Origin of the sequence: Oceanicella actignis, from assembly GCF_008124525.1 — a bacterium.
Taxonomy (GTDB): Bacteria; Pseudomonadota; Alphaproteobacteria; order Rhodobacterales; family Rhodobacteraceae; genus Oceanicella; species Oceanicella actignis.
Window position 1 is genome coordinate 516,453 of record NZ_VNHJ01000001.1, and the last position, 16,258, is coordinate 532,710.

Genomic DNA, 16,258 nt, shown 5'->3' on the forward strand with positions numbered 1-16,258 from the left:
TCGGCCTTTCAGCCCGATTCGGGTCCATGCGTGCGCAGCGGTCCGGTCTTGAACAGGCCCGCCATGTCGTTCTCCGCCTCCGCTCCGGAGGCGGGGCGCGCCTCGGCCGCGCCGGTTTCGGGCGCCGCGCCGCCCGCGCCGCCCCTGCGTTGCGCGCCGGGCGCGCGGTCCTCCGGCGCGGCGACGCCCTCTCCGCCGCCCTCGCCGCAGTCGTCGTCCGCGCCGCGCGCGCGGTCCGCCGCCGCGCCGGTTTCGGGCGCCGCGCCGCCCTTGCCGCCCGCGGCGGACGCACGGTCCGCGCCGCCCCTGCCTTCCGCACCGCCGTCGCCGCCATCCGCGCCGCCCGCGCCGTCCGCCCCGGCCGTGCGCTGCGCGCCGTTTTCGGCCGCGCCCCGGGGCGCCGCGTCGCGCGTTCGAGCGGCGGCGCCTTCGTCGGCCGCCGCCTCGGGCCCGGGGCCTTCGTCGGCGAAGCCGGCGGGGTCGAGCAGCGCCGGCATGATCCGGCGCACCTCGGTGACGATCGGCTGCGCGTCCAGCATGGTCACGATCTGGCTCACATGCTTCACGTCCCGCACTTCAAGGTCTATCCGCGCCCGGTAAAAATCCGGTTTGCGGTCGTTGAACTCGAGCTGCACGATGTCGGCGTTCATCTCGGCGATCACCGCGCAGACCCGGGCCAGGGCGCCGCGCTCATGCGCGAAGGTCAGGCTGATCGAGGTCTGATGCGCCTGCGCGGCGCGCTCGTCCCAGCGCAGATCCAGCCACAGCTCGGGCTTGTCTTCATACGCCGCCAGAATCGGGCAGTCGATGGCGTGAACCGTCACACCCTTGCCCTTGCGCGCGATGCCCACGATCCGGTCGCCGGGCACGGGCGCGCAGCAGGGGCCGAATCGCACCTTGTGCGCGCGGCTGACGCCGATCACCCCCGGCCCCTCGCCCTGCGCGGGCGCAGGCGGCGCCTGGCCGGCCGCGGCAGGGAACAGCGCGGCGACGACCTGCGCGCCGGTGACGTCGGCCGCGCCCAAAGCCTGCAGCAGGTCGTCGCGCGAGGCAAAGCCCATCAGGCGCGCGGCGGTGGACAGGGCCTTGTCGCTCAGCTCCTGGCCCGCGCGCTCGAAGGCCTGGCGGGCGATCTCGCGGCCCATGCGGATCTCGGCGGCGCGCTGCTCGGTGCGCAGGGCGCGGCGGATGGCCTGCTTGGCGCGGCCGGTGACCACCATCTGCTCCCAGACGGGCTGGGGGCGCTGGGCGTCGGCGCGGATGATCTCGACCGTCTGCCCGTTGCGCAGCTTGGTCCACAGCGGCGCGCGGCGCCCGTCGATCTTGGCGCCCACGCAGCTGTCGCCGATGCGGGTGTGGATGGCGTAGGCGAAGTCGATGGGCGTCGCCCCGCGCGGCAGCTTGATGACCTTGCCCTTGGGCGTGAAGCAGAACACCTGGTCCTGGAACATCTCGAGCTTCACATGCTCGAGAAACTCGTTCGGGTTCTCGGCCTGCTCGAAGCTTTCGGTCAGGTTGCGCAGCCACTGGAAGGGGTCGGCGGCGAAGGGATTGTCGACCCGCGCGCCGTCCTTGTAGGACCAGTGCGCGGCGATGCCGCTTTCGGCCACCTCGTGCATCTGGCGCGTGCGGATCTGCACCTCGACGCGCTTGGCGTCGCGGCCCGAGACGGTGGTGTGGATCGAGCGGTAGCCGTTCGACTTGGGCTGGCTGATGTAGTCCTTGAAGCGGCCGGGCACCGCGCGCCAGCGCCGGTGCACCGCGCCCAGCGCGCGGTAGCAGTCGCTTTCGGTCTCGGTGATGATGCGGAAGCCGTAGATGTCGGACAGGCGCGAGAATTCCTCGCCCTTCTCCTGCATCTTGCGCCAGATCGAATAGGGGCGCTTCTCGCGGCCGGTGACCTGGGCGCTGACGCCCTCGGCGGCCAGGGCGGCGCGGATGTCCTCGGTGATCTGCGGGATGAGGTCGCCCGTCTCCTTCTTCAGCTGCACGAAGCGGCGCATGATCGAGCGGCGCGCGTCGGGGTTGAGCACGCGGAAGGCCAGGTCCTCGAGCTCTTCGCGCATGGACTGCATGCCCATGCGCCCGGCCAGCGGCGCGTAGATCTCCATGGTCTCGCGCGCCTTCTGCTCCTGCTTGTGCGGGGGCATGTGCGCGATGGTGCGCATGTTGTGCAGCCGGTCGGCCAGCTTGACCAGCAGCACGCGCACGTCCTTGGACATGGCCAGCAGCAGCTTGCGCAGGTTCTCGGCCTGCTCGGCCTCGGCCGAGCTGAGCTGCAGCTTGGTCAGCTTGGTCACGCCGTCGACGAGCTGGGCGATCTCTTCGCCGAACAGCTCGCGCAGCTCTTCATGGGTGGCGGGGGTGTCCTCGACCGTGTCGTGCAGCAGCGCGGTGACGATCGTGGCGTCGTCCAGATGCAGCTCGGCCAGGATGTTGGCCACCTCGACCGGGTGGTTCCAGTAGGGCTCGCCCGACTTGCGGAACTGCCCGGCATGGGCGCGCGCCCCGAACACGTAGGCCGCGTTCAGGAGCGCTTCGTCCGTGTTGGGGTTGTAGGCCCGGATGCGCTCGACCAGCTCGTGCGGACGGATCAAGGCGCGCTCCGGGTCACATGCGGCATGGCCGCGTCAGGCCTTGCCCTGCTCGGCCAGCAGGCGGCGCAGCATCTCTTCCTCGTTCAGCCCGTCGTCTTCGGGCTTGTCCTCTTCGAGGGCGCCCATCAGGCGCGGCATGTCGTCCTCTTCGGGCTCGTCCACCTCGATCTGGCGCTGGAAGTCGCGGATCGCCGACTCTTCCAGATCGCGGGGGTCGATCGTCTCTTCGGCGATCTCGCGCAGGGCGACGACGGGGTTCTTGTCGTTGTCGCGCTCGACGGTGATCGGCGCGCCGGAAGAGATCTGCCGCGCGCGGTGGGCGGCCAGAACGACCAGGTCGAACCGGTTCGGGATCTTGTCCACGCAATCTTCTACGGTGACGCGGGCCATGCGGGCGCTCCGGTGTTCTGTGAACGGGAAGTCGCTTATCTAGACCCCTTGAGGGCGAAAGGCAAGGGGTGCGGGCCGGGGCGAAGGGCGGCGGCGCTCAGGGGCCGGCGGGCAGCGGCGACATGCCCGCCATCGCCCCCGGACCCAACGCCGCCAGCATCTGCGCCGCCGTCAAGCCCGAAACCGGGTGGCGCCAGGCGGGCGCGACCTCGGCCAGCGGCGCCAGGACGAAGGCGCGTTCATGCGCGCGCGGGTGCGGCAGGATCAGCCGGTCCGGGGCGGGCAGGGCGCCGGCCCGGTCGCTCAGCGCCATCCATCGGCGCAGCTCGTCCGCGTCGGGGGCGATGCGCCCGCCCCAGTCGATCAGGTCCAGATCGCAGCTGCGCGGCGCCCAGCGCGCCGGGCGCGCGCGCCCCAGCGCGTCTTCGACCCGGTGCAGGGCGGCCAGCACGCCCTCGGCCGGCAGGGCCGATTCGCACGCCGCCGCGCCGTTGACGAAATCGGGACCCGATCCGGGCGGATGGGCGGGGGTGCGCCACCACCGACTGACGCGGATGGGGCGCACCCCCTCTGCCGCAAGCCGCGCAAGCGCCTCGTCCAGCGTCTGCGCGGGCGCCCGCTCGCCCGCCGGAAGGTTGGCGCCCAGCGCGATCAGGCATAAAGTCATCGTCCGCGTCCGCTTGCGATTGCAACATTCAGCAGACGCGATATTTTCCAGCGCCATGCGCTTGGCATCCCCACGGCTCGTGACGGCCGGCCCGGCGTCTCATTTTTAGGAGTGCTCATGTTCTACCGTGACGAAAGACTGGCCCTCTTCATAGATGGGTCGAACCTCTACGCCGCAGCCAAGGCGCTGGGCTTCGACATCGACTACAAGCTGTTGCGCAGCGAGTTCATGCGGCGCGGCAAGCTGGTGCGGGCCTTCTACTACACCGCCCTGGTCGAGGATCAGGAATATTCGCCGATCCGACCCCTGGTGGATTGGCTGGACTACAACGGCTTCACCATGGTGACCAAGGCGGCCAAGGAATTCACCGATTCCATGGGCCGGCGCAAGGTCAAGGGCAACATGGACATCGAGCTGGCCGTTGACGCCATGGAGCTGGCGCCGCGCATCGATCACATGGTGCTGTTCTCGGGCGACGGCGATTTCCGCCCGCTGGTCAAGGGCATTCAGCGCAAGGGCGTGCGGGTGTCGGTGGTCTCGACCATCCGCTCGAACCCGCCCATGATCGCCGACGAGCTGCGCCGCCAGGCCGACAACTTCATCGAGCTGGACGAGCTGCGCGACGTGATCGGCCGCCCGCCGCGCCCGCCGCGCGCCGAACCCGAGGAGGCCGGCGAGGACTGAGCCCCGCCGGCTCGGCGCCCCGCCGGCCGCGGCCATGGCGGGGCGCTCAGCCTTCCATCGCCTCGAGCTCGTCGATCATCGAGGCGATCAGCCCCAGACCCTTGTCCCAGAAGCCCGGATCCGAGGCGTCCAGCCCGAAGGGGGCCAGAAGCTCGCGATACGACTTCGCGCCGCCCGCGGCGAGCAGGTCGAAATACTTGCGCTCGAAATCCGGGTCGCCCTCCTCGTAGACGGCGTAGAGCGCGTTCACCAGCCCGTCGCCGAACGCATAGGCGTAGACGTAGAAGGGCGAGTGGATGAAGTGGGGCACATAGGTCCAGAAGTTCTCGTAGCCGGGGGCGAACTCGAAGGCCGGGCCCAGGCTTTCGCTCTGCACGTCCAGCCAGATGCGGCCGATGCGCTCGGCCGTCAGCTCGCCCTCGCGGCGCGCCTCGTGCACGCGCGACTCGAAGTCGTAAAAGGCGATCTGACGCACGACGGTGTTGATCATGTCCTCGACCTTGCCGGCCAGCAGCGCCTTGCGCCGACGCGGATCGGTCTGCGCGGCCAGAAGCTTGCGGAAGGTCAGCATCTCGCCGAAGACGCTGGCGGTCTCGGCCAGGGTCAGCGGCGTCGAGGACAGAAGCTCGCCCTGGGCGGCGGCCAGGCGCTGATGCACGCCATGGCCCAGCTCATGCGCCAGGGTCATCACGTCGCGCGTCTTGCCCAGATAGTTGAGCATCACATAGGGATGCACGTCGGTCACGGTGGGGTGGGCGAAGGCGCCGGGCGCCTTGCCCGGCTTGACCGGCGCGTCGATCCAGCCCTTGTCGAAGAAGGGCTCGGCCAGCTCGGCCATCCGCGGCGAGAAGTCGGCGTAGGCCTCGAGCACGATGCGCCGCGCCTCGTCCCAAGGGATCTTGCGGTCCTCTTCCTCGGGCAGCGGGGCGTTGCGGTCCCAGTGCTGCAGCTTGTCCAGCCCCAGCCAACGGGCCTTGAGCGCGTAATAGCGGTGCGACAGCCGCGGATAGGCCGCCACCACCGCATCGCGCAGGGCCTGCACGACCTCGGGCTCGACCTGGTTGGACAGGTGGCGCGCCATCTGCGGCGTGGGCAGCTTGCGCCAGCGGTCCTCGATCTCCTTCTCCTTGACCAGCGTGTTGGTGATGCGCACGAACAGGGGCAGGTTCCGCGCGAAGACCTCGCTCAGCGCGGCGGCGGCGGCGGCGCGCTTGCCGCGGTCGGCGTCCGAAAGCAGCGTCAGCGTCGCCTCGAGGGGCAGCTCCTCGCCCTCGACCTCGAAGGTCAGCCGCGCCATGGTCTCGTCGAACAGGCGGTTCCAGGCCGCGGCGCCGACCACCGACTGGTCGTGCAGGAACTTCTCCAGCTCGTCCGACAGCTGGTAGGGGCGGAAGGCGCGCAGCCGGTCGAGCCAGGGCTTGTAGCGCGCAAGCTCGGGGTCTGCCAGGGCGCGGGCCAGGGCCTCGTCGTCGATGCGGTTGAGCTCGAGCGTGAAGAACACCAGCGGCGTGGTGATGCGCGTCACCTCCTCCTGCATGTCGCCCATGAACTTGGCGCGCGCCGGGTCGGCGGTGTTCTGGTAATAGAGCAGGCCGGCATAGGACATGATGCGCCCCAGCACCTGCTGCAGCTTCTCGTAGCGGCGCACCGCCTCGGCCAGCCCCGCGCCGTCGAGCGCGGCCAGGCGTCCCTCGAGATCGGCGGCGAAGGCGGCGGCCTCGTTGCGCGCCCAGTCCAGGTCGCGGCGCAGCTCGGGGCTGTCCATGCCGGGGTAGAGGTCGTCCAGGTTCCACTCGGGCAGATCGCCCAGCGGCGCGCCGCCGCCCTCGCGCGCGGCCTCGCTGGCCGGGAATGTGCGGGGCAGGGGGGCGAGCGGTGGCGTCTGGCGCATGTGGGGCCTCCGGATGGGATGTGGTCGGTCGTTCCTGCGCTCAGGTAACGCCTTGGGCGGCGCAGGGGAAGGGGATCAGAGCTCGAGCGTCTCGGGCGCGTCGGTGTCGGGCGCGTGCTCGGGCGCATCGGGGGGCGCGGGCGACGGGCGCTTGCGCGGGATCAGGATGTCGCCGTTGGGCAGGATCCGCGGCGCGTCGTAGTCGTCGAGCGCGCCCAGCGTTTCCTGAAGCCCGCGCAGCGCTGGGCCGAGCTGCCGCGTCAGGGATTCGAGCGCGTCGCGCGCGGCGCGCTCCAGCTCTTCGGCCAGCGGCCGTTCGGGCGGGGCGTCGGGGCCGGCGCCGGGGGGCTCGGCCGCCGCCGGCGCGGCCAGCGCAAGGACAAGCGCCGCGGCAAGATGCGTCCTGTGTCGGTTCATAGGCAAGAGATGGGGCGCGCCGCGCGCGATTCCAAGCCCCGCGCATGAAAACGCCCCGCGGCCCTGGGGGCGCGGGGCGTTGCAGGCGGGCGCCGGGTCGGACCCGGCGCCGTCAAGCCCGGATCACTCCGAGATCGCGATGGTGGCGCGACGGTTGCGCGGCTCGCGCACGTTGTCCGGGGTCGGCACGGCCAGCTCGGCCTCCGAACGGCCCGCGGTGGTCACGTTGCCCACCTTGACGTTCTGCGCGGCGGCGCGGGCCAGAAGGGCCTTCTTCACCGCTTCGGCGCGGCGCTCGGACAGCTTCTGGTTGTACTCGAAGGTGCCGACCGTGTCGGTGTGGCCGACGATCGAGACCAGCGGCTCGGCATAGGCGCGCATGGCCTCGACGACCTCGTTGATCACCTCCTGCGCGGCCTTGGTGATGTCGTAACGGTCGAAGCCGAAATACACCACGTAGTCGGCCGACACGCCGGCGCAGGCCTTGAGGGCGTCGTCCAGCATGGCCTTGGCGTCTTCGGCCGAGATGCAGGCCAGCGCGCCCTCGGCGAGCGACTCGAGATACTGATCCCAGTAGGCCTGCGCGCGGGCGCACTCGGCCGGGCGCGCGGCGGCGTTCTCGGTGATGGTCGCCACGGTCTTCTCGTAGCCGTCGGCGCTCACGCCCAGATCGGCGGGCGACCACGGAGCGACGCCGCCGTTGGCGGCCGCTTCGGACTTGGCGATGTAGGCGGTCGCGTCCATCCAGTTCACGTCCTGGGTGGCCGAACGGTTCGCCAGGCCCTGGTATTCGCGCGCCAGCGCGGCGTTGAAGTCGCCGCCCTCGATCGACGTGCCCAGATAGCTTTCGGCGGTGAACGTCCCGCCAAGATTGGCGCCCGGCAGCGACGAGCATCCGGCGACCGCCAGAGCGGCGGCGGCCATGGTCATGCGGGAAATCATGTTCATCCCTCTCTCCGTCTCGTTTTCGCCGAGGGCGTTGTCCCCCGGCTGTGATTCTGACGGATCGCGTCCTTGCGGCGCGATCTCGTCCCGACGCTTCGCACGAAGCGCCTGCGATTTCAATGCGTCCGGCGCGCGCGCGGCCCCGACGACACGCATAAATCGTTGCGCGTCGCGGATACACAACACTTTAACCCGCCCTCGCGCAAGCTGTCACCCGAGGAGGCGAGCAGGGGTGAGCGAATGAAGGCGGATTCAACCCGCGGCCAGGCCGCGCCGGTGCTGATCGCCGACGCGGACCCGGCGGTGCGGCGCTATCTGCGCGCGGTTCTGGAGACCGACGGACGCCGCGTCGAAGAGGCCTCCGACCTGGCCGCGGCGCTGCGTCGGCTGTCGGCGGCGCCGCGGCCGCGCCTGGCGCTGGCCGACATGGATCTGGACGGGGGCGGCGCGCTTGCGCTCTTGTCGCGGCTGCCGCCCGGCGCGCCGCCGGTGGTGGTGCTGAGCGTCGATCCGGCGCCTGCGCGCATCGTGCGGGCCGCGCGGGCGGGGGCGCGCGACGTGCTGATCAAGCCGGTCGATCCGGCGGCCCTGCGCGCGGCCGTCGGCGCCCATGCCGAACGCCGCGCCGCCGCTCCCGCGGCCGCGGGCGGCCTTGACGCGCTGATCGCCGTCAGCCCCGCGGCGCGCGCGGCCGCCGATCTGGCCCGGCGCTTCGCCCGCTCGGACGCGCCGCTGCTCATCGAGGGCGAGAGCGGCGCCGGCAAGGAGGCCTTCGCCCGCGCGATCCATGCCGAGGGCCCGCGCCGCGATGGGCCCTTCGTGGCGTTCGACTGCGCCGCCATGCCCCCCGATCTGGCCGAGGCGGCCCTGTTCGGCCGCGCGGGCGCGGACGTCTCGCTTGCGGGCAAGTTCGAGGAGGCCGAAGGGGGCGTCCTGTTCCTCGACGGGGTCTGCGATCTGCCCGCGCGGGCACAGGCGCGGCTTGCGCGCATCGTCGCCACGGGCCGGATCGCGCGCCTTGGCGCCGGGCCGCCGCGGCGCGTGAACGCGCGGCTGATCTCGGCCGCAGACCGCCCTCTTTCGGACGAGGCGGCCGCGGGGCGTTTCCGGCAGGAGCTTTTCCTTGGCCTGTCGGCGCTGTGCCTGCGCGTGCCGCCGCTGCGCGCGCGCCGCGAGGACATCGCCCCCCTGGCCGAGCTGTTCGCGCGCCGCGCCGCCGAGGCCGAGAGCGTCGCGCCGCCCCGGCCGACCCCCGAGGCGCTGGCCGCGCTCGAGGCGCATGACTGGCCGGGAAACCTGCGCGAGCTCGAGAACGTCATGCGGCGCCTCGCGGTGCTGCATCCGTCCGAGGCGGTCGAGGCCGAGGCCGCAAGGGCGGCCTTGCGGGCGCGGCCGACGCAGGGCGCCGGTCAGGGACCCGCCTGCGCGGGAGCCGAAGCGAGAGGGGCGCCGGCGCAGGCCTGCGACGCGGCGCGCCTTCGCGTCGACGGGCGCGGGGCCGAGGGCGCGCGCGGCGGCGGGCGGTCGGCGCCCGCCGGCGGCTTCTTCGACGCCGAGGGCGAGATCCGCCCGATCTGGGAAATCGAGGCCGCCGCCATCGCGGCCGCCCTTTCGCGCTATGGCGGGGACGTCGCCCTGGCGTCGCGCAAGCTGGGGATGGGGCGCGCGACGCTCTATCGCAAGATGCGCGATCACGGCCTGACGTCGCGCTGAAGGGGCCGGCGGCGGTCGGCCTGGCCGCCGCGCCCTTTGGGCGGCGCGCCCCGGGAACCCCGAGCCAGGCGACGCACGCGATGGCGGGCGCGGCCCCATGGTCGGTGCGGCCGGGGTGCGCCGGCGCGATCGCGCCGAGCCGAAGGCGGAGCCCGCCGCGCCGCCCCCTCGGCCGCCTGACGCGCGCGCTAGCGGGCCGAGACGTCCACCGTCGAGGACGATCGCAAGACCGTGGTCGCCGTCTGACGCGCGCGCGGGCCGAGACTGGAGAGCGAGGCGCGAGCGGGCGTGGAGATCGGGCTTCGGCTCGCTTGGCGCGCGGGGGGCTGGTCATCGGCCCAGGTCTCGCGCCCGAGCGCCGATTGCGCGCGGCGTCAGGGACGATCGCGGCGAAACAGCCCCGCCCGACGGGCCATTGCGGCGACGGGGCCGAACTCCGCCGAGATCGGCGCCGCTCGGGCCTCCGGCTCCTCCCGAAGCGCCATTGCGCCGACGGGGCCGGGACTCTGCCCGACGCGGTCGGGGAACGCCGCGGGCGTCGAGCGATTCCGCCGCCTGCCGGTCGCCCCGCTCGGCGCGCTCGGGAAACGCCGACTTCGCCGCCGGCGCGCTCGACGTCCGCAGATCGCCCGCGCCGCTTCCGTCCGCGGAGCGATCCGTTCGGAGCGCGGCATTCCCGCCGGGCGCGGCGCGCGGGGCAGGATGCCTGACCTCCTGCACGCCTTGCGCGGCGCCCTCGGAAAACCGCCGCTCGCCTTGCGCGCGGCGCGGGCCACGGGCCGCCTCACGGCGATCGGCGGCGGCCAGGACGGCCTCCGGCGCAGGCGCTGCCTTGACTGCGCTGCGGGGCGTGCGGTCACGGCCCGGCCTCCGGCGCGGGCGGACATGTCCCGAGGGGCGCGGCGCGGCTGCGAGCAAGCCCGGCGCATGCGCGCGCGCCTCCTGGCGCAGCCGGATCGAAAAGCGGCGCGCATCGCCCCTGGCCCGCGCCCGGGCCGGGCTTGGCGGCGCCGCGCAGGGGCCCCGCGCCCGCCCAGGGCGGCGCGCGGGTCCCATGCGCCCCGCGCGGGCGTCACATGTTGGGATAGTTCGGCCCGTCGCCGCCCTGGGGCGTGGTCCATTCGATGTTCTGCGCGGGGTCCTTGATGTCGCAGGTCTTGCAGTGCACGCAGTTCTGGAAGTTGATGACGAAGCGCGGCTCGGCATCCGGCGCGTCTCGGACCACCTCGTAGACCCCGGCGGGGCAGTAGCGCTGGGCCGGCTCGTCGTATTTGGGCAGGTTCCAGCGGATCGGGATGTCGGGATCCTTGAGCTTCAGATGGCAGGGCTGGCTTTCCTCGTGATTGGTGAACGAGTAGGCCACGTTGGTCAGCCGGTCGAAGCTGAGCTTGCCATCGGGCTTGGGGTATTCGATGCGCTCGAAGCGGTCGGCGCGGCCGGTGGCGGCGGCGTCGGTCTTGCCGTGGCGCAGCGTGCCGAACAGGGTGCGCCCGCGGGCAAGCGTCGCGAACCACATGTCCAGCCCGCCCAGGGCCAGCCCGCCCAGAAGGCCATAGCGCGACCACAGCGGCTTGACGTTGCGCACGGGCTTGAGGTCGCGGGCGATGGGGCCGGTGCGCACTTCCTCTTCATAGGCCGTCAGCTCGTCCGAGGCGCGGCCGGCGCGCAGCGCCTCGAAGGCCGCCTCGGCGGCCGCCTTGCCCGACAGCATGGCGTTGTGGTTGCCCTTGATGCGCGGCAGGTTGACCATGCCCGCCGAGCAGCCCAGCAGCGCGCCGCCCGGGAAGGTCAGCTTGGGCAGCGACTGCCAGCCGCCCTCGGAGATCGCGCGCGCGCCGTAGGCGATGCGCTTGCCGCCCTCGAGCACCGAGGCGATGGCCGGATGGTGCTTGAAGCGCTGGAACTCCATGTAGGGGAACAGGTGCGGGTTCTCGTAGTTCAGATGCACCACGAAGCCGATATACACCTGATTGTTCTCGGCGTGATACATGAACGAGCCGCCGCCCGCGTTCTTGCCCAGCGGCCAGCCCATGGTGTGCGTGACCTGGCCCGGCTTGTGGTTCTCGGGGCGGATTTCCCAGATCTCCTTCATGCCGATGCCGTATTTCTGCACGTCCGAATTGGCGTCGAGGCCGTAGCGCGCGATCACCTGCTTGGAAAGCGAGCCGCGCACGCCCTCGGCGAGGAAGACGTATTTGCCCAGCAGCTCCATGCCCGGCTCGTAATTGGGGCCCGGCGTGCCGTCGGACAGGCGCCCGAACTCGCCCGCGACCACGCCGCGCACCTCGCCGTTCTCGCCATAGACCAGCTCCGAGCAGGACATGCCCGGGAAGATCTCGACGCCCAGCGCCTCGGCCTGCTCGGCCATCCAGCGGCACACATTGCCCATCGAGACGATGTAGTTGCCGTGATTGTCCATGAGCGGCGGCATGGGCCAGTTGGGAATGCGCAGCTCGCCATGCTCGCCCATCAGAAGGAAGCGGTCCTCGGTCACCGGGACGTTGAGCGGGGCGCCCTTTTCCTTCCAGTCGGGGATGAGGGCCGTCAGGCCCGAGGGATCGAGCACCGCGCCCGACAGGATGTGCGCGCCGACCTCGGCGCCCTTCTCCAGCACCACGACCGAGACGTCGTCGCCTCCCAGCTGCTTGAGCCGGATGGCGGCCGAAAGCCCGGCCGGGCCGGCGCCGACGATGACGACGTCGTATTCCATGGACTCGCGGGTGATCTCGGACATGGCGGCTCCTCGAGCTTGGCCGCGCGCGCGCGCGGTGGCGTGGATGGCGGTCAGGCGAAGGCCTAGCCACAGCGCCCGGCGCCGTCAATGGCGACGTTGCGGCCCTTGGGTCACTGGCGGAACGCCGTTCCGCAAATGCGGCGCGCAAAACCCTCCCCGCGCGATCCGCGCCGCGGGGCGCATGCGCTCTCGACTGCGCCGCGCGGGGCGCTAAGGTTCCGGCGCATGGACGACAGCGGACCCAGCGGCGATTCGCAGCGCCCGGCGCCGGATTCGCGCGCCGAGCTCCTGGCCATGCTCGCCTTGCAGATCGACCTTGGCGCGGACGAGGCCATCCTGGACGCGCCGGTCGATCGCTTCGCCGAAAGCGCGGCGGCGCCCGCGCGCCGGCCGGCCGGCGCGCCCGCTTCGCCGCGCCCCGGCGCCGGGCGGGGCGCGGCCGCCGCGCCGGTCCGCGCCCCGCGGCCGGCGCCCGAGCCGCCCGCCGGCGAAGAGGCCGCGCGCATCGCCGCCGCCTGCGCCACGCTGGACGAGCTGCGCGCCGCGCTCGAGGCCTTCGAGCGTTGCGCGCTCAAGCGCGGGGCGCGCTCGACGGTGTTCGCCGACGGGCTGCCGGGGGCGCGGCTGATGGCGATCGGCGAGGCGCCCGGCCGCGACGAGGATCTGCAGGGCAAGCCCTTCGTCGGCCGCTCGGGGGCGCTGCTGGACCGGATGCTGGTGGCCATCGGGCTGGACCGGCGCGCCGAGGACCCGGACAAGGGGGTCTACATCTCGAACCTGATTCCCTGGCGCCCGCTCGAGAACCGCACCCCCTCGGAAGACGAGGCGGCGATGATGCTGCCCTTCCTCGAGCGGCACATCGAGCTGGCGCGCCCGCGCTTTCTGCTGCTGCTGGGCTCGACGCCCACGCGCGCGCTGCTGGGCCGAGGGGCGGGGGTGACGCGCATGCGCGGCAAATGGGCGCGTTGGCGCGACGTGCCGGCCATGGCCACCTTTCACCCCGCCTATCTGCTGCGCCGCCCCCTGATGAAGCGCGAGGCGTGGCGCGACCTGCGCGCGCTGCGCGCCGCGCTGGACGGCGCCCCGCCCGGCCAGGGCGCGGACGCCGCGAACCCGCCCGACCGATCCGCCGGAGATCCCGCATGAGCCGCATCGACGAAAGCCTGCCCTTCATCCCCCTGCGCATCGCGGTGCTGACGGTGTCCGACACGCGCGGGCTCGAGGACGACCGCTCGGGCGACACGCTGGTTCAGCGGCTGACCGACGCCGGGCATGTTCTGGCCGACCGGCGCATCCTGCCCGACGAGCGCGAGGCCATCGCCGCGCAGCTGCGCGCCTGGTGCGAGGATCCGCAGGTGGACGCGGTCATCACCACCGGCGGCACCGGGCTGACCGGGCGCGACGTGACCGTCGAGGCCCATCGCGACGTCTACGAGAAGGAGATCGAGGCCTTCGGCGTGATCTTCGCCATGATCTCGTTCCGCAAGATCGGCACCTCGGCGGTGCAGTCGCGCGCCTGCGCGGGAGTGGCCAGGGGCACCTATCTGTTCGCGCTGCCCGGCTCGCCGGGCGCGTGCCGCGACGGCTGGGACGAGATCCTGTCGCTGCAGCTCGACTACCGCCACCGGCCGTGCAACTTCGTCGAGATCATGCCCCGCCTCGAGGAGCATCTGCGCCGCAAGTGAGCGCGCCGCCGCTCAGCCCCTTTCGTCCGACCCCTCGGGCCCGAGGGGCGTGAGCAGCGTCACGCCCTGCGCGCCGGCCTCGGCATCGGCGAAGTCGAGCGACATGCGCAGCGCGTCGCCCCGCCGCCACAGCAGCGACTGGTCGTCGTAGAAGCGCGAGAGCGGATGCCCGCTCTGCCCGGTCGAGATCACGATCAGCGAGCTGTCGGGATCGGCGAAGTCCACCACCATGCGCATCCCCGCCGCGGTGACCACCTTGTGCGGCTCGGGACCCGAGCCCGCGCCCTGCGCGCGCAGCAGCGTGAAGTCGCCGCCCGAGGCTTCGTGCGTGATGTTGACCAGCGGCGCCAGCAGCGCGAAGCGGCCCAGCGGCGTGTGCTCGTGCGTGGCGACATGGGCCTCGCCCCAGCGCCAGCCGCGCGGGTCGGGGCCGTAGCGCTCGGCCAGCGCGCCCAGCGCGTCGTCCAGCGCCAGCGCGGCCATCTCGGCGCAGGTCTCGACGCGGGTGGTCTTGTTCACGTCGCACCACGCGCCCGCGCCGCCGATGTCGCGGAACACGCGCTCGACGAAGACCGGGCGCGGGCCGGCGACCAGCTCGACCGCGGGGCCCAGCTCGTCGGCCGCCAGGCGCAGGGTCAGGCGACGCATCCACTCGGCGAAGATCAGCGGCTCGGGGGCGTGCTGGGTCATCTCGCCGTTCCACTCGCCCAGCATCTCGAGCGCCTCGCGCCGGCGCGCCTCGACCGGGTCGGCGGGGGCGGCGGCGCCCGTCCACCACAGGTCGCGCGCGATCAGGGGCAGGACCGCGCGCGCCATCTCGGACACGGCGTCGTTCTGCAGGGCGGCGGCGCCGTCGCGGCTGTGGAACTCGCGCGAGGCCAGCTCCTTGCGGATGCGGCGGATGCGGTAGGGATCGCCCCAATGGAAGCTGACATGGCGCGGATAGGGCGCCTGCGCGGTGCGGTTGTTGGCGTTGGCCACCGCCCCCGAGGCCGGGCGCATGACGCGCGGAAGGTCGGGCGTGCGCAGATAGCCCGTCCAGTCGTTCACCGCCACCCAGCCCGGCGCGGGCAGCCGCCCCTTGCCGGGGTTGAGCCGGTGGCGCAGCGGCAGGCGGCCGGCCACGATCATGCCCACGTCGCGCTCGTCGGCCAGGGTGACGTTGAGCGGCGGCGCCACATGGTCGGCCATGGCGGCGGCGCCCTCGTCGATGTCGCGCGCCAGCATCAGCTCGAAGGCGGCGGTGAACGAGCGGTCGTCCTCGGTCAGCGCCGTCCAGCTGAGCGCCGCGACATGGCCCGCGGGCGTCACCTGCGCCAGTCCCAGCTGGTCGGGCGGCAGCACCGGGCCGTGGCGCGTCCAGCGCAGCTCGACCTCCTCGGGCGGGCGGCCGGCGACCTGGATCAGCTCGCGGCGCACGCGAAAGGGCGCGTAGCCTTCGGGCGTCAGGTAGCGCGAGGGGTCTTCGGGGTCGAGCTTCTCGATGTAGATGTCGGCGTCGTCGCCGTAGCTGGCGGTCAGCCCCCAGGCGAGGCGCTCGTTGCGGCCGATCAGGATCAGCGGCAGCCCCGGCACGGCGGCGCCCATGATCCCGCCGACTCCCGGCAGCTCGAGCCGCGCCAGGTGCCAGATCGAGGGCGCCGACAGCCACAGATGCGGATCGTTCGCCAGAATGGGCTTGCCCGCGGCGGAGCGCGCGCCGCTCAGCGCCCAGGCGTTCGACGCGCCGCCCCGCCCGGCCGCCGGCAACGCCTGCGCCGTGCGCGGCGCGCCCGCCGCAGGGCGGGCGAAGCGCAGGCCGGGGAACAGCGCGGCGTAGTCGGGCAGGGCGATGGAGCCGTCTTCGGGGTAGTCGGGGTCGATGTCGCGCAGCCGTTCGGCGGGCAGCAGCAGCGACAGCGCGGCGCGGCGCACCTCGGCCGCGGCATGGTCGCTCAGGCGCAGCGCCAGCAGCTTGGCGATCGACAGGCTGTCGGCGGGCGTCCAGGGGGCGATGCTGCGCGAGAAGAACAGGAATTCGGGCGCGCCGCGCCCCAGCGCCTGGTCGGCCACCGCGCGCAGCCGCGCGTTGACCCCGCGCGCATAGGCCTCGAGCGCGGCGCGCGCGCGCGGGCTTTGCCGCGCCACCGCCGCGCGCGCCAGGCGGTGCAGGTCCAGCGCGCGCATCATCCGGTCCACCGGCAGCAGCGCGGGGCCGAACAGCTCGGCCAGGCGGCCCTGGGCGGCGCGGCGGTTCAGCTCCATCTGCCACAGCCGGTCCTGCGCGTGGGCGAAGCCGAGGGCGAAGAACGCATCCTCTTCGGTCTCGGCGCGGATGTGGGGAACGGCGTGCGCGTCGCGCAGGATCCGCGCCGGCGCGCCCAGCCCGCGCACGGCGAAGTCGCGGTCGTAGTCGGGCAGCGAGCCGGCCACCAGCAGATAGGCCGCCGCCAGCGCCAGCGCGCTCAGCGCCGCAAGCGCGCCCAGCGCGCGATAGAGCCATTTGAACGCCGTCGCCATGCCCGCCCGCTTCCTCGGCCTGTCTTCCGTTCCGGC

12 protein-coding genes are annotated in these 16,258 nt (G+C 72.9%); 4 read left to right on the forward strand and 8 right to left on the reverse strand.

All coding sequences use genetic code 11. The annotated features are described in order from the left end of the window. Positions 1-8: 8 nt before the first annotated feature. The 3 genes from LY05_RS02380 to folK all read right to left on the reverse strand — a co-directional run bounded on the left by LY05_RS02380 (position 9) and on the right by folK (position 3,654). On the reverse strand, positions 9-2,597 hold the full coding sequence (locus tag LY05_RS02380; protein ID WP_211356261.1) for a RelA/SpoT family protein: 2,589 nt from the start codon (positions 2,595-2,597) through the stop codon (positions 9-11). Between the two features lie 33 nt (positions 2,598-2,630). Further along, on the reverse strand, positions 2,631-2,987 hold the full coding sequence (gene rpoZ, locus LY05_RS02385; protein WP_072746175.1) for a DNA-directed RNA polymerase subunit omega: 357 nt from the start codon (positions 2,985-2,987) through the stop codon (positions 2,631-2,633). A gap of 97 nt (positions 2,988-3,084) precedes the next feature. Next, entirely contained in the window at positions 3,085-3,654 is a 570-nt protein-coding gene (folK, locus tag LY05_RS02390; protein ID WP_148921949.1) for a 2-amino-4-hydroxy-6-hydroxymethyldihydropteridine diphosphokinase, read from the reverse strand. A 117-nt stretch (positions 3,655-3,771) separates the two neighbouring features. On the opposite strand from folK, the gene LY05_RS02395 reads away from it, so the two are divergent. After that, positions 3,772-4,338, forward strand: coding sequence for a LabA-like NYN domain-containing protein (locus tag LY05_RS02395; protein WP_148921950.1), 567 nt, complete (start codon positions 3,772-3,774; stop codon positions 4,336-4,338). 46 nt (positions 4,339-4,384) lie between these two features. On the opposite strand, the gene LY05_RS02400 is transcribed toward LY05_RS02395, so the two are convergent. The 3 genes from LY05_RS02400 to LY05_RS15510 form a co-directional block, all read right to left on the reverse strand. Beyond that, the gene (locus LY05_RS02400) at positions 4,385-6,229 is read right to left on the reverse strand and encodes a M3 family oligoendopeptidase (RefSeq protein WP_148921951.1); all 1,845 of its coding nucleotides are present in this window, start codon (positions 6,227-6,229) and stop codon (positions 4,385-4,387) included. 75 nt (positions 6,230-6,304) lie between these two features. Next, the gene (locus LY05_RS02405) at positions 6,305-6,646 is read right to left on the reverse strand and encodes a hypothetical protein (RefSeq protein WP_072746171.1); all 342 of its coding nucleotides are present in this window, start codon (positions 6,644-6,646) and stop codon (positions 6,305-6,307) included. A gap of 123 nt (positions 6,647-6,769) precedes the next feature. Next, positions 6,770-7,594, reverse strand: coding sequence for an OmpA family protein (locus tag LY05_RS15510; RefSeq protein ID WP_170258758.1), 825 nt, complete (start codon positions 7,592-7,594; stop codon positions 6,770-6,772). 237 nt (positions 7,595-7,831) lie between these two features. Between LY05_RS15510 and LY05_RS02415 the strand changes: the two genes are divergently transcribed. Further along, a complete protein-coding gene (locus tag LY05_RS02415) occupies positions 7,832-9,304 on the forward strand; it encodes a sigma-54-dependent transcriptional regulator (protein WP_148921953.1) in 1,473 nt (490 codons plus the stop codon). 1,072 nt (positions 9,305-10,376) lie between these two features. Here the strand turns inward: LY05_RS02415 and LY05_RS02420 are convergent. Next, a complete protein-coding gene (locus LY05_RS02420; protein ID WP_072746168.1) occupies positions 10,377-12,038 on the reverse strand; it encodes an electron transfer flavoprotein-ubiquinone oxidoreductase in 1,662 nt (553 codons plus the stop codon). Between the two features lie 294 nt (positions 12,039-12,332). On the opposite strand from LY05_RS02420, the gene LY05_RS02425 reads away from it, so the two are divergent. Together LY05_RS02425 and moaB are read left to right on the forward strand one after the other, a co-directional pair. Next, complete coding sequence (locus LY05_RS02425) at positions 12,333-13,184, forward strand: uracil-DNA glycosylase (protein ID WP_249041840.1); 852 nt, start codon at positions 12,333-12,335, stop codon at positions 13,182-13,184. Then, complete coding sequence (gene moaB / locus LY05_RS02430; RefSeq protein WP_148921955.1) at positions 13,181-13,723, forward strand: molybdenum cofactor biosynthesis protein B; 543 nt, start codon at positions 13,181-13,183, stop codon at positions 13,721-13,723. Before LY05_RS02425 ends, moaB begins: the two co-directional genes overlap by 4 nt. A gap of 12 nt (positions 13,724-13,735) precedes the next feature. Here the strand turns inward: moaB and LY05_RS02435 are convergent, their stop codons facing one another. After that, a complete protein-coding gene (locus tag LY05_RS02435) occupies positions 13,736-16,222 on the reverse strand; it encodes a penicillin acylase family protein (RefSeq protein WP_148921956.1) in 2,487 nt (828 codons plus the stop codon). Positions 16,223-16,258: the final 36 nt, after the last annotated feature.